Genomic DNA, 18,216 nt, shown 5'->3' on the forward strand with positions numbered 1-18,216 from the left:
TTCTGGTTTAGCTTCTGGTTTAGCTTCTGGTTTAGCTTCTGGTTTAGCTTCTGGTTTAGCTTCTGGTTTAGCTTCTGGTTTAGCTTCTGCGTGAACTTCTGATTTAACTTCTAGCTCAAGTTCAACGCTTGGCTTAGCTTTTACTTCCGGCTCAGCTTTAACTTCAACTTCTGCCTTAGCTAGTATCTCAGGTTCAGATACTGATTCTGGCTCTAGTGCCGCCACAGGCTGAACTTTTTCTTCAACCTCAGAGAATGGCTCAGACACTGGCTCTGCTTGGGCTTCAACAACCGATTCTAATTTTGGCTCTGGCTCTGGCTCAACTGCAGCTTGTTTCACTTCAGCTTCATGATCAACCTTAGACTCAAAGCTCACCCCATCTACGGTGGGCGTCGATACCTCTTCTGTTGTCTCTGGAGTGATATCTTTCATCTCACTCTCGGCTGCATCTTGAGCCTCTTCAGAGCGCTTAGCTGCCTGCTCTTTTTCAGCTTTAGCCGCTTTTTGAGTGCGATTGTAAAGATAAAAACCTACTACAATCAGCAGTATAATGATTATTTCTTTCATTGTTTTCCACCATGGGTTAGCCACGAACACATTTAATACACGCGTTTGTGTAGCTAAAATGTGCAAAATTTAAACGTTATTATTAATGCATTGTCTTTTATAAAATCAACTATTTATATCATTTTTTTATCGGGTATCAAAAATAATCGCTTTTTTAGGTGTTACAAAACATAAATAAACAAAGCACTAACTATCCTGATAGCACAACTTTTCAAGGGGTAAAGGCTTAGCAAAATAAAAACCTTGGACTAAATCAACACCACAACTTTGGATAAATTGATATTCCTGCTGTGTTTCTACTCCTTCGGCAACGACTTTACAGTTAGCAATTTGGCCAAGCTTTGCAACTAACTTATAGATCTCTTTTCCTTTACTCGATGTCGCATCCAATAATAACGACCTGTCAATTTTAACTTTATTGAATGGGTACTTGAGTAGGTGAGGAAATGAAGCGTAGCCTGAACCAAAGTCATCCATTGAGATAGCGATGTCTTGCGCCTGAAGCTCGGTCATTACTCGAGTTAAGTAAACCTTGTCACTTAACATCGCTTCCTCTGTAATTTCGATTTCTACCTTAGACGGTGAAATAGCGTAGTACTCTAATCTAGACAGTAAATGCGACACAAAATCAGGCTCCTCGATGGAGGCGACAGATACGTTAATGGATATACGCCCCCCTACAGGTAACTCTATTTTCTGCATATCTTGTAATACCAACTCAATAACCATTTTATCTAACATTGGCATCGCTTTGAGTAATTGAAAGTCAGCAATGAATACTGGCGGACAAAGCATCCCTTTATCATCTATATAACGAATTAATGCCTCGTAGTTATAGTGTGATTTATCATGAACAGATTGTATTTTCTGGTAAAACATCACCAGAGTACCTTCTCTTAAAATCTTCGCTACCCGATTCTGCACTGAAGATTGAGTAATATTGTCGTTGGTTGAGTCCCTTACACTGCGCAATACATGATTAAAAATAGAGCCCTCAGCTGCAGCGTAACGAGTATTGGGATCAACCGAAATCAAGTGTTTACCAACGTAGGCCAGGTAAAATGGTCGGTAGATAAAAATGCCGATAATAATAACGACTAATTGCAAAACAGCACCATCTAACTGCTCTCCCATAGCGAAGTAACCACTAAAAATAGGCGGTGTTAGCCAATTAACAATACTAACAACGGGAGAGACGATACCTAATGCAATACAAGCATACACGATCACAAAGCTGACCAAAGGGACAAGAATAAATGGAATGATCATGATCGGATTAAACAGGATTGGCAGGCCAAATAATAACACTTCATTAATATTAAACATGACCATAGGTATGGCAACGATTGCCAGCATCTTGTGGTTGTATTTTTGGCTAAAGATAAGCACGCAGAGTAATAAGCTTATGCAGTTACCTGAGCCTCCCATTGACAAAAATGCGTCATAGAAGCCTTGGCTAATGATATTGATTGAAGCTTCTCCGGCACGCCAAGCTTCAATATTCGCTAGGGTATCGGCATAGATTTGCTGCTTGATAGTAAACAACATATTGTGCCCGTTGATACCAACTGCACCCAAGATGCCAAGAAACGCTTGATATAACAAACCACCAGTAAACGTCATAGGATCCAGTCCTAATGACAAAATAACTGATTTAACAGAAAACCCTGTATAGGTCGCTAATTGCGACAGCAGCAATGCAATCAAGCAAAAACAAAAAATATGCACAATATATTTTATTAATCGAGAAGCAAAATCAAACGAGTTAGGATCTAACAGCCGGATCGGAAAATATAAATAGTATAAATACGTCACTATAGCGCTTAATAACGCCAATAGTGGATTGTTTGGCAATGAATAACTGGTTGAAAAATCTAGATGCTCTATGGACAAAATATAAAACAGAAGCAAGGCATAGATGATAAATATTGCACTGGATGCGTTAGCTTTTTGCGAAAGGTAATAACTCGCAACAATACAAAATGTTGTTGGGTAAAGATTAATTAAGATATTTGAAATATAAAAGAGTAGCTCTGAAACGTAATTAATCTCCATCACTCTAAAGGCATGGCCTAATAGCATAGCTAACGAGTTGGCTAGTGTTATCGGTAACAGCAACAGCGCAATCGCAGCAAGATCGGTCAAATAGAGTTTCGACCCTTTACTCCAATTACACACTCTTGCCAACATTTGACTAAACATCATGAGTTAGCACCGATTGTAGTGCTAGCATTAAGCCCTACATTATTAGCCCAACAATAAAGTGCAAAGAAAGCGACGTTCATTCTATTTCTCTTGTTTCTGGTCTGTTCCGAGCCACTTTGTGTTAGCTCAAAATCAAAAATAATACTCAATTAGCCTGCAGTGGCCCACGAAAGGATGGATACTCGAGATCTAGAATCGAACCGCTACACCTAATTTATAACGCGCCTCTCCTTCGGCACTAAATACAGGATAATTGTTTTTAAATTCAGGCTTAACTTCAGCGAAATCAGATGCCACCCCAAGCTGAATGCTATCTTCTTCAAACAAGTTAACCACTTCAAAAGTTAGCGAAAAATATTCGGTTATATCAAAAGTGCTACTAAAATCGACCGTGCCATAAGCTTGATGCTCACGATTACCGTAATAACCTGGTAACTCACGGATCATATAGGCGCTACGCCAGTTATAAGCTAAGCGGGCAGAGAAGCTATCTCGCTCATAATAACCCACTAAGTTAACCGCATGCCTTGATGAATCTGAAAACACATCAACTTGATCAGGATAATATTCAGCAGGTGCATGTGAATCAGCAAAAGTGTAATTTGCTGCATAACCCAATCCGTTTTCGAACCCATTTTGAAGCTGTAGTTCAACACCTTGTATAAGCCCACCTGAGCCATTTTTCTTGTTAGAAACAGTCCAACTATCTTCACCAGAGTCAGGATCAACAATGCCCACACTTTGATCTAATAATTGCTCTGAGGTGATAAACGAGTTGATATCTTTAACAAAATAAGTCGCTGATATGATTCCTTCAGGGCTGAAGTACCACTCCACGCCCAGCTCGGCCTGTATCGCTTTAAACGGCTCTAGAGCGATATTACCTTGATCGATTACTTCGTTATTCGGAATGCCATCGCCATAGCCCGATAGTGCAGAAGAGGCGAACATATCGTCATAATTGGGTCGAGAAATGACTTTAGATGCCGCCGCTCGGATAATGACATCATCAGTGGCCTCAAATGCAACATTGATACTTGGTAGTAAATCACGATAGTTTGCCCCTAATGTACTCAAATCATCAGCGTAAGTACCCTCTGAGGTAAGCTGGTAATAATCCGAAGCGACATTGGTCGAGATATAGCGAAGCCCGATATTGCCTCTAACACGCTCAGATGCGAAGTTAGCCATCAAATATAAGGCTAGGTTGGTTTCGTTAATGGTACCGTAACCCGACTTATATACCTGACCATTACTATCAAAGCCAGTGATTGCAGCCTTGGCATCGTTGAGCATGGTATCAAAAATAGGTTTCGGCAGAGTAAAGCCGCCTCCTGATGAAACCGTACCAGAGTAGTACGCAGATGCATTTTTTGCGATAATCTCGGGGTTAACTATGCCTTCAAAAGACTCCTGTTTAACGTCATGTTCAGCCCAGCTTACTCCGGTTTTAATTGTGTTGATAAAGCCAAGCTCTACAGGAAATGTAAGGTTTAACTTAAGGTAAGTCTCTTCATCTGAGTTGGGTTGTTTACGCAGCGACCAACTTTCTGGAGCCAAGGGGCCATTAAAGTCCTCTGCCGTAAATGAGTTGTTCGCTATATCGATATTTATCACATCACTGCGGGCATCATAAGTGCCTGCAAAATCGCTGGCCTGCCCCAACCAAAAACCGTAATTAGCTGTCGTGTTGGTTCCCCCTTCTGAGCGAGTATTACCCAGTACACCATCTACCGTATAGTCATCCGTTTCATACTTAAAATCAAAGTCATAAGTATTGGAATCCATGCTCGATTCGCGCACCCATGTTTGCGCCCAGGCCGGGTTAGCATCATCGGCATTACGACGATATAAGATACAGGTTCCGGCCTCATTTCTTTGCTCGCAAGCAGCCTCTTTATCATCAGGAAACATCAAAAATAACGACGTATTGGCATTGTTGGCTTGCATATCAAGACTCATGAAATTGAAGCCAAGCTCCAATTCGTCTGTTGGCCGGTACTGCAACACCGCATTAATAGCAGAGCGCTCACGCTGCTGCTCGAACGTCGTCGGCACTATCTCTCCCCAGCCGATGCTTGATTCGATCCCATTACGCTGATAATGAGTGTTGGCATCTGCTACCGCGAGCAGCACACCTAAGCTATCGGTGCTATTTTTCCAGCTATACAAACCAGAAAATTCAGGGTCTACTTGCTCAGAAACGGTGCCATAGTCTTGCTTACTGCTAAAGAAAATTGAGTTAGTATCTAAATCCAACGGCTTGCGGGTATTAATGATAACGGTACCACCGATCCCACCTTCGGTAATATCGGCTTGAGAAGATTTATAAACCTCTATTTCACCTATTATTTCAGGCGGTAACAAAGAGTAATTAAAACTACGATCAGTTGTTTGTTGGTCAAACCAACCTGTCGATGCAACAGAGTGACCATTTAACAAAGTACTGGTTAACTGATTAGATGCGCCACGAATAGACACTTGCTGACCCTGGCCAAATTGACGATTAACCGAAACACCGGGCATTCGCGCCAAAGACTCACCCACATCGCTGTCAGGGAATTTACCTATATCTTCTGCGGTTACCGCATCGACAACAGCATTGGAGAACCTTTTAGTATTAATAGAGGCCTTCATGGAGGCCTGAATGCCACGCACCTCAATAATTTCCATTGATGACCCAATGACGCTGCCATCCTCTATTGGGTTCGCTGTAACAATAGCAGGTAGCAGAGTGCTCACTAGCAGTAGTGCAGAGGTCGCCATTAAGCTTACCTTAAAACTTGTTCGTCTTATTTTTACACGCGTCATCAAAGGGGGGGATCTTAAAGTCAATTATCATTCTACAAGTAATGCCACATCAATATGAGCTGAAAGCCTAGTTCGGCGCACAGCCAACCTAAGGGAATAATAAGTAATATCCCCTTGAATAAAGTGGTTTTAGTGTTTACTGCAAACTTAATATCGACTTATTTAAGGCGATATTGGAAGTTAATTTTACCTTTGCTTGAGTCGGAGAGGTCAGTGACTTTAAGCCACCGAGAAATGATAAAGCCCTGAATTTAAGGCCCCATTGTAATCAATCTCAACGCTAGACAATCTCACTATATCACGAGGTAGATTGCCTCCTTCATCAATAATGTTTTATGAGGAAAATTACACCATCAAACACCGCGGCGGATTTTAATCCAGCGCAAATGATTCTGACAAGCATATTTTAATATATCGCTTTGGGGATAAACTAAAAAAACATTAGCTTGAAGTGATAAACCGTTTTTCTTGATTAGCTTAAAGCACTATTTTGTGCACACCTTCAAAGTTTGAAGCTAATATTTTGTCAGCAAAAGCGAACCCTTTTATGATGATAATAACCAAGTAACTTACTAAGGTATCCCATGGCATTTGCACAACTACTCAGTGGCAAACTTCTCAGAGAGTTTGAGACGATTTCAGCTATGGTGAAAATCTACTGTAAGGCGCACCATAAGGAAGCGGGATCTCACCCTTGCGAAGAGTGTGAAGACTTTATCGAATACGCCCATACTCGCCTTGATAGATGCCCCTATGGTCAAGATAAGCCAACCTGTAACAAGTGCCCAGTACACTGCTATAAGCCTCATATGAAAGCCAAGGCGCGCGAGATCATGATTTTCGCAGGCCCTAGAATGCTACTACCTCACCCTATTATGGCTATTCGTCATTTACTCTGCGAACGTCATCCTGCGCCAGGTAAGCCCCCCGAAGCTTGCTCTAACCGCCACCAACGCATAAAAGTTACCACAAAAGATTAGTCAATTTTACTAAGCGCGATATCATTTAAGCAAAATATAAAGCTAACCTATTGTCATAACGTTATTTTCCACGCCTTCAGTGCCGCACCCTTGTCGTATTTAACATTCACGACTAGACTTTTGAAAAGTAAGAATACTTGTCGAAAACTGAATATAAAATGGACTCAGTAACGAATGCAGCAAGGAGGCTGATGATTTGAGCAAAGAGATCCTACTCGTAGAGGATAATAAGGTCATGCTGCTACTGATGACAAAAATGCTCTCCTCCCGAGGTTACCATGTCATTAACGCTATCAATGGCCTTGATGCACTCACTCAACTCGAAAAGCACCCTTCTATTCAGCTTGTCTTAAGTGACTGGATGATGCCTGATTTAAACGGCATAGAACTGTGTTATCACTTAAAATCCCCCGACTATAACCGTTATATTTTTTTTGTTTTGCTCTCAGGACGTGATGATCAAGAATCAATTGTCGAAGGCATTAACGCTGGCGCCGATGATTTTGTCGCTAAAGATACTAATATCAATGAGCTAGATGCTCGCCTTAAAGCGGGATTTAGGAGTCTAGAACTACACAACCAGTTAGTTGCCAAAAATATTGAACTAGACCAAGCTTATGCCACCATACGCCAAGATCTCGATTCGGCCAGCTTATTGATCCAGCGGATGTTACCTAGCCAAAAAAAATTCCCTGGCGTTGAGCTGCACTACACTCATATACCGAGTGCTCAAATTGGTGGCGATATGCTCGGATGTATGCCGCTAGATGAAGACCATATCGCCGTTTACCTCTTTGATGTCGCTGGCCACGGAGTAAAATCAGCATTGATGTCTTTTGCAATCCAGCAAAGTATCGACTCTAGCAGCAACTCGCATGTAAAACACCAACAAGATAGCGACCCTTTTTATCGCTTAAGAGAGCCCAGTGAAGTGCTCGCTAGGCTTAATCAGAGTTATATTAATCAAGGCGATAATAACCTCTACTTCACTATGATTTACGCCGTGCTGAATACCAAAACCGGACAATTAAACTACGCCTTTGCTGGTCACCCTCCAATGATCTGGCAGCAAACATCGCAACAAATATGCCGCTTTATACAACAAGAGAGCTTTGTCGCCGGTATGTTCGATTTTGCTAGCTACCAAACCGAACAGATCCAATTGAGCGTAGGCGATCGCATATTTCTCTACTCTGATGGTATTACCGAAGCGGAATCTACAGATAAAGAACAATACTCAGAGCAAAGGTTAGCGCTGCAAATTCAACAGCTGTCCAAGCTGACAATTAGCAAGCAAAGTAACACCATAGTAGAGGAATTAAACAACTGGTCAGGCACAACACAGTTCGATGATGACATCAGCTTGTTGGCATTTGAATGGAATGGAAGCTAATCAAGGAAACAGCATGCACTTCGATATAATTGCGAAAAACCAATACACGGTGATCCGAATTAAAGAGGCTAGGTTTGACGCCAAGCTGACTGCCAGTTTCCATGTTGAACTCGGAAAACTAAAAGATAACCTACGCGAGCATTTACTCCTTGATATGAGTGATGTGCGCTTTATGGACAGTAGCGGACTAGGAGCCATCATGGGCACCTATAAGATGTTGCGCAACACTAAAATCAGTATCATTAACCCACAGAAACCGATCCTAGATTTGCTCAAGTTAACTCGAATAGACAAGCTGATAGTGAGCCATGCAACCATAGAAGATGCGCTAACAGCAAACGCTTAAAAGGATAGCTTGATGAAAGGAATGACACTCGCTGCAGGAAAAGGCACAGAAGTACAGCCTATCTTCAATGCGTCTCCCTTTTATCGCAGCGGTAATAAGGGAGGTTAATGTGAACACAAGGACGTTTTACCAACAATACTCAAGCAGCCTGGAGGCATCCCGCACTGTTGCCTCCGATATCCTGCCCTTTTGGTACTCACTCGGCTTGGATACAGCCCTTATCGGGCAGATGGAGCTGTGCCTTGTAGAACTCGTGAATAACGTATTTGAGCATGCCTACGCTAACCTTGATGGGGCACAGTTTGAAATTAGCTCTTACGTAAATGACACAAAACAGTTAATTATTGAAGTCGCAGATTATGGCGACTCGATACCCAAAAATCTGCTTGATGACCTACCTAAAATGGACTTTATTGAACCTCTCGCATGCGACCCAAGCACCTGGTTACAAAGCCGTAGGGGACTCAAAATCATTCAGCAGCTTTCAGACAAAATAGAATACCATTCACACGATAACCGCAATACTTTCAGACTATTGAAAAAGACCAGCTAAAGACACTCTAGTCATAACAAAATGCCAGCTTTAGCTGGCGATTTAATGGCTGTTAATATCAACACAAGCAAGGGGGGAAGCTATGATTAAGATTGATGAATTAAAAGCACTCTGTGACGGCGATGATTCTATGCTGAACATGCTACTGACGATCTATATCGAAGAGTATGGCCAAAGTGATCACCTCATTTTTCAGAGCTATCAAACAGAAAATATCACTGAATTATTTCGTCTCACCCATGAGCTCAAAGGCATGTTCAGTAACCTGTGCGCGCAAGACGCTGTAAGCTTGGCACAAGTCGTTGAGTCGAGCTCTAAAGGCGGCTCACTCCCCGAGCGCATAGCAATAATCAACTTGTGTAGCGAAATCCAAACCATCAATCGCCAAATAACCGCTATTTTACAATAACCGACGCGATTCACAGTCAAAGCCAAGCTGGAACGACTAGCCCAAAATGATTGAGCTTAGTCTTCATCAAAATACAAAACTAACCGCCAAGCTTAATAAATCAGCGTCTGAGCTTTCGCCGTAGACCAGTGGTGAAGTGACAAACTGGGCGCGATTACCTTCCTTTTGAGAGAAGATAATCTGGTATTCAATATTGATTGAAACACTTGATGTTAAGTCATATTTAACCCCTGCCGTTACCGCTTTTGACTTTCGCAGTTGATGGCTCTCACCGTAAGTTAAATAGGGTGACAATTCGTCAAATGCATAAATAGCCGAGGCATACCAGTTTGCTTGTAATCGATCGGACTCAACCTCTGCTATCCACAACCAAGAGCCATAGCTGTATTCCGCCCCTAACGTGTAAATATCGAGTTTTTCCTCCTCTACCGAGGGAAGCTGGGTATATTTGGCTTGCATAAAGCCACTATGAATACGGTAATTAAAGCCCACTAAATCAATATAGATCCCTGCTATCCATTCGGTATCAAACTGCAATAAAATGTCACCTAACTCGACCTTATTGACTCTATCAAAACCGTAATAGGGAGAAACCGTTAACAGCAGTTCATCAGAAATATCATAATTCCAGGCTAAAGAGAGACCATCATAAAAGGTAAACCCTAAAATGCTGTCATATACCTCTTGAGGTGGCCTTATCCACGGGTAGGCTTGGCTGACATAGTAGTACTCCGAAACCAGAAATACCGGTAAGCGCAAACGCCCTGCTCTCAACTCAAAATCATCAAAGCCATATGATAGATATGCCCATTCAAGTTCAGGGTCACTCCAGTTATCCTGGGTACGTTTCACCACCTGCCCAGACGCACTCAAGCCATCGAACACATCGATATCTAACTGTAAGCCAAATATGGTGTCACAGTCGTAGCAGGTATCGTCGGTAATTTCTCGACTAATAAATAGTGGGGTTCGATTATCACTTTTGCTGATAGTGGTTGAGCCAAATCCACTTAATAAAATGTTGTCGGTTAACTCAATACTTGCCTGGGCAGCAGGGCAAAATAACAGGTAAAATAACGCTATAAATAATGTTTGGCGAAATAACATGGCTATTCTCCCTGAGGCACGGTTATCAAGATATTGACTTCTTTGGGGACGGAATCGATGGGGGCATAGGCTATTCCGTTGGGGTTATCGTTAAGCCATTTTAAAATCTGCTTAATATCATCACTGTTTAATTCTTCGGGGGGAGTACCTCTTCCAGAAAATGCAAGCCCAGCCCAATAGCCGTTCATCTGCGATACGGATTTACCGAGTAGCATTTTGTAAAAGTCTTCTCTGTGGATGGAAGTTTCAGGGAGGTCTACCAGGATAATTTTTAAGCTACCGGATATTTTCTTACTTTTGCCTCGATAAAGCATTCTAGCCTTACTTTTACTTAATGGCGGCAAGTCGTCATTCAAGGTAAAAATTGCAAACTCAACGTCTTCGCTTTCATCGACGCCGGCTAAAGCTTGAGAGGCGGGGGAGCTACACACAAGCACCAGCAAAAGAAATTGCTGACAACAGACAAGCTGAACCCGTTCGTTTAATCCCTTAAACATTAAAACCCTCATTCCTTGATAGTTTTTTGTACTAAGCTGAATATAGTCAAGGCTTAGTTAAACCACAAGCTCACCACTAACTTGTTCAATTCATGGAGTAGAAATGAACTTATTGAATCATATTTCAATAAAAATACGGATGTTAGCCTTGGTGCTATTGCCACTGATTTTTGCCTCATTCTTGTCTGCATTAGAGATTAAAAATCAAAGCGACAATGTTGAATCGCTAAATACCCTCAATAGCAAAATTAACTTTCTTGAATCTTTCTCTCAGTTAAACAAACAGATCAATCACGCAAGAGAGCAGTTATTCAAACACAATATTAAGCTGTCCATCGACTCTTTCAACACCCGCCTCAACTACATAGCGCTGTTACTACCACAAGCCTTTAGTGCCGAAAACGCTTTAGAGATGGAGTCCTGGTTAAGTAATACCAGTAATGCGCTAAAAGAGATGAATGAAGTTGATAGTGAAGGATTAGGAGACTGGTCATTTTGGTTCAATGAGCTGCAAGTTCAAGCGCTAAGCACCATGGAAAAAGATCACTCAGGCGTTAACGATGAAATAAATCAACAGCTGGTGATACTCTATCAACTGCAGTGGCTGTCTCTATGGTCTACTGAAGAGCGTTGGTTAATCAAACAGTTGCTATTAAATCGCGGAGAAAGCGAACTGCTTAGCCAGCTGAACTCCATCACTGAACACCAACAACTTTATATTGAACGCTTTATTGAGATCAACGCTAAGCCGGAGCAAGTATCTCTGCTGCTGAGTACCTTTTCAGATAAAGCATTCGAGCAAAGCTACCAATTAAGAAGCCACATTTTAAATCAGCAGCCACTAACCCAAACCCCAGATACAAGTTTGCAAGCATTACAGCAGCGTCTTGATTTAATTCAATATGTTGTGAGCACTTTCTCCAGCCAGCTAACTAACAATATCCAGAGAGAAATCAGCCAATCTAAGCGTTTGATCTTATTATTCTGTGCAGCATTGTTTTTCTCTTTGCTCATTATTGCCATCATAGGCGCAAACCTATATCGACGCATCACTAACTATCTCAGCCACGTGATTAAAACCATGTCTCAAATTGAAGAAACTCATGACTATTCACAGAAAATAAACGAAGCGGGTAACGATGAATTCAGCCTATTTTCCCATACACTCAATAAGCTGATTAATGAGCGCCACCAAAATGAACTAAAAATATTACAAGCCAAGCGTGAGGCTGAAAAAGCCAATCAGGCAAAGAGTTCTTTTCTGGCAAATATGTCTCATGAAATCAGGACTCCGCTCAACGGAATTATCGGCATGTCCGATATCATGGCTGCCACTAAGCTAACGGCCACTCAAAGTGAACATTTACAAACTATTGAGACTTCATCGCAGACACTGTTACTGCTTATCAATGACATACTCGATCTCTCTAAAATTGAATCTGGTAACCTCTCAATAACCCATACAAATACCAATATTGTCGAAGTGGTATATGACACGCTTTCGATGATCTTACCCAAAGTCGCCGAAAAACAACTCACCCTTGAAGTCGATATCGATAAAGATACTCCTTACCTGACCTCCTTAGATGAACATCGCATGCGCCAAGTGCTGATGAATCTGCTCTCTAATGCGATAAAATTTACCCTAGAGGGAGGCATTAAGGTCGTTGTTTCGTGTCGCAATAGTGCCAGCTATAGCAAGATGCTAATTAGCGTGCATGATACTGGAACAGGAATAGCCCCTAGCAAGCAACAACAAATATTTTCTCCTTTTATTCAAGAGGACGACACCATTACCCGTCAATTTGGTGGCACAGGGCTTGGACTCTCTATTTGCAAACAACTTATAGAATTAATGGGGGGCGAGATCACCCTTAGCTCAGTGAAAGGAAAGGGATGCTGCTTCACTATCTCGCTGAAAGCTAAAATAGTCAGCTGCACAAAACCAATCTCCAACCAATTTAAACCATTAACCGCTGCGATCATTTCAAATAACTCGCAACGCAATGACATGGTTAGCAAAGAATGTCAGCGCCAAGGATTTAGCCTTAACTACCATTATCAGTCTTGCTTTGACCTGCTTCAAGATAGGCAAACAATTGATCTTTTGTTCCTCGATATCCAGTCATCGACAAGAGGTACACTTGCGAGCCTACCTGAATTGCTTAAGCAAAAAGACATCTTTACCATTGCCATTAACGCTCTGGGCGAGAAGCGACAGTTAGATAATATAGATGCAATAGTAACCCTTCCCTTATTAGGCAACCGTTTTAGGAACGCCATACATAACGGCATAGAAAACCGAAAACTAAGGCAGCAACAGCAACCACAGAATCAGCTCAACCCGATAAACAAGCCCGCTGAAACAGAGAAATCGAAAGTGGTTATCCTGATTGTAGAAGATAACCTAGTGAATCAGAAAGTGGCCTCTTTACAGCTCAAACAGGCGGGTTTTGATTTTATTATTGCGAGTAATGGCCAGGAAGCCTTTGAATTCATCAGCGCTGGTAGAGCCTTCCACGCCATTTTAATGGACTGCATGATGCCGGTTATGGATGGCTTTACGGCAACCGAAAAGATCAGAGAGTGGGAAAGTCTACATTCTCAGCCAAGGTTACCTATCATCGCACTAACTGCGAGCGTACTCGATCAAGATATTCAGAAGTGTTATCAATCAGGTATGGATGATTACCTCGCAAAACCCTTTAAAAAAGAGGCGTTACTACATAAGCTTAAATCGATATCTAAGCAGGCGAGTTAAATCGTCCACTGACTAACAGCCACGCTATACTCATAGCATCCCATGACGTTAATAGCGGCGTTACATTTCCTAGCAAGCACATACTATAGATGTAGGCTAGCTATGACTAAAAATTCAACACTTGCATCTGGGATAGTAATACGTTGAAATGATATTGGCATGAATGAATTTAGTGAGTTTTTCTCTCAAGGTTATTGGTGGCTCTCATTGCTTGGCGGTCTACACTGCCTCGGGCTAGGCTTGTATATCCGCTACATTTACACCGAGCAAAGTGGTAACCATAAAATTCTGGGTGGCATTTTCAGTTTAATGGCGCTGTATTTTTTTACTGGGTTACTCAACATAAATAACGCCCCTGCCCCCATCCACTTACTTTTCATCTTAATTATTCCCGTCTACTTTTTAATGATGCCCCTGCTCTACCTCTATTGCGACCGCAGCCTTAATGAAATAAAACGGCCAATCGGTTTTTCACGTCACTTCTACCCCGCCGTTATCATCGCTATTATTGTGGTATTAGCCACCAGTTACCGAATCACCTTTGAGCATAATTGGCCTGAAATTAAACTGAGTCAGCCGCCGACTCTGACTGATTTAAGCCTTTTAGGCATGGTACTTCCTGCCATGCTATTTGTTCAGACTGGGCTCTATTTTTATTACATCATTAAAATGCTTAGCCGCTATCCCGGCCGAGTATCAAGAGTGCATCAAGATAGCCTCAAAGATATTAAGTTTCGCTGGTTGTTGGTGCTAACTCTCGCGTTAATGGGCAATTGGCTTATCAGGACGGTATTGGTGATCTTGCCTTTTTACTTTGGCGATAGGTTTATTGCTATCAACCAAGCCGCGACCAAGTTAGCCCTGTTATTGACTGTCTATATATTGGCTATTTACGGCCTCAAGCAGATCACCCGAGCCGCCTTTTTGCGCGGCAAACTCACTCAACAACATTCGAAACAACATCCGAAACAACCGATGCGGGCCAGCCAACAGCTACTTAGCTCTGAAGAGCTCGCTTATTTGCAGCAGTTAATGCTGGAGGAGAAAGAAGAGGATCAGAAAAATAACCCGCCATAGGCTTTGCTGAAGTCCACGGCGTGATAGGTCCATATTCGTTAGGCTTTACAGCCATGTAGGAAAATTTTAATCGCTTGCGCCGAATACTGCTTAATTTCCTCTTCCGAAGGGACACCTAACCCCAAGACCACATCTTGGTAATAATCACCTCGCAAAAGCCCAATTAACTGACTGCTTGTCTGGGCAGGATCGTCAATATTCAACTGTCCTTGAATAGCCTGTAGTTGTAAAAAATCACTCAACATTTGATAAAAACGATGGGGCCCACGAGATAAGAAAAAATCTACCAGCTCTTTATCTCGGCGAGACTCAGTCACAATAATCCGATATATATCGATAATAGGCTGAGAACACAAAGCCTTAAGGTATTCGTAACCGAACTGATTAAGCTGTTCAGCTAGATCCACTTGAGCATCAAATTGAAAAGCACTGCCCACCTGTTCGGTACAGCGAGTGACCACCTGAATCAAAATTCCGCGCTTACAACCAAAATAGCTATAAAGGGTCTGCTTAGAGCCACCGCACACCTCAATAATTTGATCTAGACTCGTGTCAGCGTAACCCTGCTCAAAAAAAAGCTGAGTCGCTACGTCGATAATTTTTTCTTGTTTCTTTAGCGTAGATGGACGCATTCAAGTACCTCTCCTGTATGAGCCTAATTAGAACAGGTCTGTGTTATTCATGCAATTTAAGCCAAGTAACCCATAAGCTTGCTCAAGGTTAATTTGCGATCTCAAACGATCTTTTATGAACCTTGGTTAAAATTTAACTTGATCTAGTTATACCAAACAACTTATCGTACCGTCCAGTACGGTACGATAAGTTAATGAGAAAATATGAACGCCAAAATTAAAGCCATCGTTATCGCCCTCGCCTTAGTCACGACTCTTGCAATGACGGCTAACACTTTTGTCAGTAATGCTGATACCGAAAAAACCGATAACGCCTATGTTCATGGTGAGATCACCCAGATAAGCGCCGAGGCTTCTGGTCGAGTCACAAAAATATTTGTAACAGATAACCAAATGGTAAAAGCCGGAGACGTACTGGCAATCATAGATCCGAGAGATTACGTCGCCCGACGAGACCAGGCTAAAGCGGCGTTAGCCATGGCGAGTGCATCACTCGATAGCAACCAGAGTCGCACCGCGCTACAACACGTCAATATCGACGAAACTGCGGCTCATTTGGAGGTCGCAGAGGCGAACCATGACTTCGAGCAAAAGGAGCTCATTAGGTATGCAAAATTGGTTAAGACCGATGCTGTCAGCAAAACACAGCACGATGCGCAAGCGAACAAGACTCGCATAGCCAATGCCAACCTTGAGGCGGCTAAGTTTAAGTTATCAGCAGCCAAGCAGCAGCTTATTAACCTAGAGACAGATCGCACTCACATTCTTGCACAGCAGCAACAAGCACAAGCAAGCTTAGCGCTAGCCGAACTAGAACTGCAAGATACCCAAATTCTAGCGCCGATCTCTGGCCGGATCGGTAATCGCGCCCTACAACTCGGTAAGTTTGTCCAAGCAGGTTCTGGCGTATTGGCCATTGTGCCAACCGGTGAATTATGGATAGAAGCCAACTTTAAAGAAACTCAGCTAACCCATATTCAACCCGGACAGGCCGTAGAGGTGATACTGGATATGTTCCCTGACTCAACACTCACTGGCACGGTGAGCAGCACTTCGCCATCAACAGGTGCGCAGTTCAGCCTATTGCCTCCTGACAATGCCACCGGTAATTTCGTCAAGGTGGTGCAGCGAGTACCAGTAAAGATCAAACTGATGATCCCGTCGGCATTAAAAGGCCGAGTCGTTCCAGGGCTATCGGCAGAAGTCACGATTAACACCAATAGCACCAATAGCTAAGTCTTTCACTTATTCAGAGTTAATTCCATGAACCGCCGCCTCGAACTTATGCTAATTGTGACCCTGGCAATGATCCCATTTGGCATCACCTCGGCTATCTACAATGCCAGTGCCAGTAACATTGCCGGAACATTAAGCCTATCGGCTGACAATGCTTCTTGGTTCAATATTGCTTATATCTTAGCGCAATTACTGACCCTGCCTTTGGCCTCATGGCTAAGTTACCGCATAGGCGCAAAGCGCCTGCTAACCATGGGCACCGCTCTTGGCTTGTTAAGCAGTTTACTATTAGGTTTTAGCAGCAATGTCGTGGGGCACTTTATTGGCTGGGGCGTTATCGGGATTGCAGCAAGCTGTATGTTAGTGGCAGTGCAGGTGTTGGTGCTGCGTAACCTGTCACTTAAGGACATAGCTATTGCTGAAGGTTGCATGATGCTAATGACAACTCTGCTACCTATGGGCGTCTACCCTTGGCTTATCGCCGAGCTAGCCGAGAACGCCTTATGGCAACTCATCTTTGCGGCACAATCGAGCCTTTACCTGCTCATTTTGGCCTGGTTATGGTTACGGCCACTCGATTATATCGACGCGATACAGGTCCTGAAATTTAACGCGCTACAAGCGATTACCATGAGCGCTGCCATCACCGGGATCACGCTAGTCTTGATGCGTGGCCAGTACTATAACTGGTTCGATAGTCCAGAGTTTACTCAGATGACTCTGGTCACCGCGGCATTGATTCTCTTATGTGTATTCGTTATCGCGAAGCAGCTTGGTCGTGGCGAGTTCATTCGTAGCGATGTATTAAGCCCGCTAAAGAATAAAGTGTCGATGTACAACGCTGCCCTTGCAGGCTTTGCCGTGCTTGGCACTTCTATGCTGATCAGCGTTTACCTTGGCAGTGTATTGCGCTACAGCCATAGCGAGCAAGGCTGGCTGCAAGTGCCCGCTTTTGCCAGCATGTTTGTCGGCTTACTTATTAGTATCTGGATCTGTAATCACCCAAGACTCAAACCCGATGCTGTGGTGCCCATTGGTGTGCTAATGATCTTGCTCTCGAGCGTCTCGCTATCAGGTAGCAGCGCCAGTAGTGGCGCAAGTGATATGCTGCCAGCATTGATCTTACGCGGGCTTGGCGTCGGCTTGCTCAATGTCACCGTGTCTATCTCTATTTTATCGAGTTTTAAAAAAGAGCATATTTCACAGGGCGTAAGTTACTTCTACCTCTTTAGAACCTTAGGGGGTCTGATGGGCATGGCGTTGTTCTCTAGAATGATGAGTATTGAGTCCACCAGCACCATGGGTGTGCTAGGCGAAAATTTCAATCAAATGAACAGCAATTTCATCCAGTATCAAACGGCCATGACTCAAGTCTTGAACCAAGGGATGTTGGAAGCCACGCCAGAGCGAGTCGCGAGCTTGCTTTCCAGCCAACTGCAACTACAAACGGCAGCCGTTGCAGGAGGCAATAATTTCCAGTGGTTTATTATCTCGCTGTTTGTGCTTGCCCCTATCTTGATCATAGGTAAAAAGTTAGTGGCAAAGTCTGCTAATCAGCAGCCGGAAGATTAACTAAGTCTGTTTTTGATTTATCACAAATAAACACCATTGAATGAATTTTTTTCATAGCCAACCGCGTAAA

General features: G+C 42.9%; 14 protein-coding genes and 1 pseudogene. 9 read left to right on the forward strand and 6 right to left on the reverse strand.

Features of this window, described 5'->3' with window-relative positions; translation table 11 throughout:
• The 3 genes and pseudogenes from ACVBJC_RS15405 to ACVBJC_RS15415 form a co-directional block, all read right to left on the reverse strand.
• A pseudogene (locus tag ACVBJC_RS15405) lies at positions 1–567 on the reverse strand (hypothetical protein); the annotation flags it as partial.
• A 186-nt stretch (positions 568–753) separates the two neighbouring features.
• Positions 754–2,772, reverse strand: coding sequence for an EAL domain-containing protein (locus ACVBJC_RS15410; RefSeq protein ID WP_447161799.1), 2,019 nt, complete (start codon positions 2,770–2,772; stop codon positions 754–756).
• Between the two features lie 189 nt (positions 2,773–2,961).
• Entirely contained in the window at positions 2,962–5,538 is a 2,577-nt protein-coding gene (locus ACVBJC_RS15415; RefSeq protein ID WP_447161800.1) for a TonB-dependent receptor, read from the reverse strand.
• A gap of 629 nt (positions 5,539–6,167) precedes the next feature.
• On the opposite strand from ACVBJC_RS15415, the gene ACVBJC_RS15420 reads away from it, so the two are divergent.
• The 5 genes from ACVBJC_RS15420 (at position 6,168) to ACVBJC_RS15440 (ending at position 9,264) form a co-directional block, all read left to right on the forward strand.
• Positions 6,168–6,563 (forward strand): nitrous oxide-stimulated promoter family protein, encoded by a 396-nt coding sequence (locus ACVBJC_RS15420; RefSeq protein ID WP_447161801.1) that lies wholly within the window; start codon positions 6,168–6,170, stop codon positions 6,561–6,563.
• Between the two features lie 196 nt (positions 6,564–6,759).
• Complete coding sequence (locus ACVBJC_RS15425; protein WP_447161802.1) at positions 6,760–7,956, forward strand: SpoIIE family protein phosphatase; 1,197 nt, start codon at positions 6,760–6,762, stop codon at positions 7,954–7,956.
• A gap of 13 nt (positions 7,957–7,969) precedes the next feature.
• Entirely contained in the window at positions 7,970–8,302 is a 333-nt protein-coding gene (locus ACVBJC_RS15430; RefSeq protein ID WP_447161803.1) for an STAS domain-containing protein, read from the forward strand.
• Between the two features lie 109 nt (positions 8,303–8,411).
• Positions 8,412–8,855, forward strand: coding sequence for an ATP-binding protein (locus ACVBJC_RS15435; protein WP_447161804.1), 444 nt, complete (start codon positions 8,412–8,414; stop codon positions 8,853–8,855).
• A gap of 82 nt (positions 8,856–8,937) precedes the next feature.
• Positions 8,938–9,264, forward strand: a complete 327-nt coding sequence (locus ACVBJC_RS15440) for an Hpt domain-containing protein (RefSeq protein WP_447161805.1) — start codon at positions 8,938–8,940, stop codon at positions 9,262–9,264.
• A gap of 66 nt (positions 9,265–9,330) precedes the next feature.
• Here ACVBJC_RS15440 and ACVBJC_RS15445 read toward each other — a convergent pair whose 3' ends face one another.
• Both ACVBJC_RS15445 and ACVBJC_RS15450 read right to left on the reverse strand, forming a co-directional pair.
• Entirely contained in the window at positions 9,331–10,371 is a 1,041-nt protein-coding gene (locus tag ACVBJC_RS15445; protein ID WP_447161806.1) for a hypothetical protein, read from the reverse strand.
• A 2-nt stretch (positions 10,372–10,373) separates the two neighbouring features.
• A complete protein-coding gene (locus tag ACVBJC_RS15450; RefSeq protein WP_447161807.1) occupies positions 10,374–10,868 on the reverse strand; it encodes a hypothetical protein in 495 nt (164 codons plus the stop codon).
• Positions 10,869–10,971: 103 nt separating this feature from the next.
• Here ACVBJC_RS15450 and ACVBJC_RS15455 point away from each other — a divergent pair, with 103 nt between their 5' ends.
• Together ACVBJC_RS15455 and ACVBJC_RS15460 are read left to right on the forward strand one after the other, a co-directional pair.
• Entirely contained in the window at positions 10,972–13,629 is a 2,658-nt protein-coding gene (locus ACVBJC_RS15455; protein WP_447161808.1) for an ATP-binding protein, read from the forward strand.
• A 159-nt stretch (positions 13,630–13,788) separates the two neighbouring features.
• A complete protein-coding gene (locus tag ACVBJC_RS15460; RefSeq protein ID WP_447161809.1) occupies positions 13,789–14,706 on the forward strand; it encodes a hypothetical protein in 918 nt (305 codons plus the stop codon).
• 38 nt (positions 14,707–14,744) lie between these two features.
• Here ACVBJC_RS15460 and ACVBJC_RS15465 read toward each other — a convergent pair whose 3' ends face one another.
• A complete protein-coding gene (locus ACVBJC_RS15465) occupies positions 14,745–15,338 on the reverse strand; it encodes a TetR/AcrR family transcriptional regulator (protein WP_447161810.1) in 594 nt (197 codons plus the stop codon).
• A gap of 204 nt (positions 15,339–15,542) precedes the next feature.
• Between ACVBJC_RS15465 and ACVBJC_RS15470 the strand changes: the two genes are divergently transcribed.
• Both ACVBJC_RS15470 and ACVBJC_RS15475 read left to right on the forward strand, forming a co-directional pair.
• Entirely contained in the window at positions 15,543–16,574 is a 1,032-nt protein-coding gene (locus ACVBJC_RS15470) for an HlyD family secretion protein (RefSeq protein WP_447161811.1), read from the forward strand.
• Between the two features lie 27 nt (positions 16,575–16,601).
• Positions 16,602–18,146, forward strand: coding sequence for an MFS transporter (locus tag ACVBJC_RS15475; RefSeq protein ID WP_447161812.1), 1,545 nt, complete (start codon positions 16,602–16,604; stop codon positions 18,144–18,146).
• The last annotated feature ends 70 nt before the right edge of the window (positions 18,147–18,216 follow it).

The organism is Shewanella sp. 0m-6, assembly GCF_052977325.1.

Coding starts and splice junctions, on each gene's coding strand:
- ACVBJC_RS15410 (WP_447161799.1), bottom strand. CDS start 2,772: ATGATGTTTAGTCAAATGTTGGCAAGAGTGTGTAATTGGAGTAAAGGG.
- ACVBJC_RS15460 (WP_447161809.1), top strand. CDS start 13,789: ATGAATGAATTTAGTGAGTTTTTCTCTCAAGGTTATTGGTGGCTCTCA.
- ACVBJC_RS15470 (WP_447161811.1), top strand. CDS start 15,543: ATGAACGCCAAAATTAAAGCCATCGTTATCGCCCTCGCCTTAGTCACG.
- ACVBJC_RS15440 (WP_447161805.1), top strand. CDS start 8,938: ATGATTAAGATTGATGAATTAAAAGCACTCTGTGACGGCGATGATTCT.
- ACVBJC_RS15475 (WP_447161812.1), top strand. CDS start 16,602: ATGAACCGCCGCCTCGAACTTATGCTAATTGTGACCCTGGCAATGATC.
- ACVBJC_RS15420 (WP_447161801.1), top strand. CDS start 6,168: ATGGCATTTGCACAACTACTCAGTGGCAAACTTCTCAGAGAGTTTGAG.
- ACVBJC_RS15430 (WP_447161803.1), top strand. CDS start 7,970: ATGCACTTCGATATAATTGCGAAAAACCAATACACGGTGATCCGAATT.
- ACVBJC_RS15415 (WP_447161800.1), bottom strand. CDS start 5,538: ATGGCGACCTCTGCACTACTGCTAGTGAGCACTCTGCTACCTGCTATT.
- ACVBJC_RS15465 (WP_447161810.1), bottom strand. CDS start 15,338: ATGCGTCCATCTACGCTAAAGAAACAAGAAAAAATTATCGACGTAGCG.
- ACVBJC_RS15450 (WP_447161807.1), bottom strand. CDS start 10,868: ATGTTTAAGGGATTAAACGAACGGGTTCAGCTTGTCTGTTGTCAGCAA.
- ACVBJC_RS15455 (WP_447161808.1), top strand. CDS start 10,972: ATGAACTTATTGAATCATATTTCAATAAAAATACGGATGTTAGCCTTG.
- ACVBJC_RS15445 (WP_447161806.1), bottom strand. CDS start 10,371: ATGTTATTTCGCCAAACATTATTTATAGCGTTATTTTACCTGTTATTT.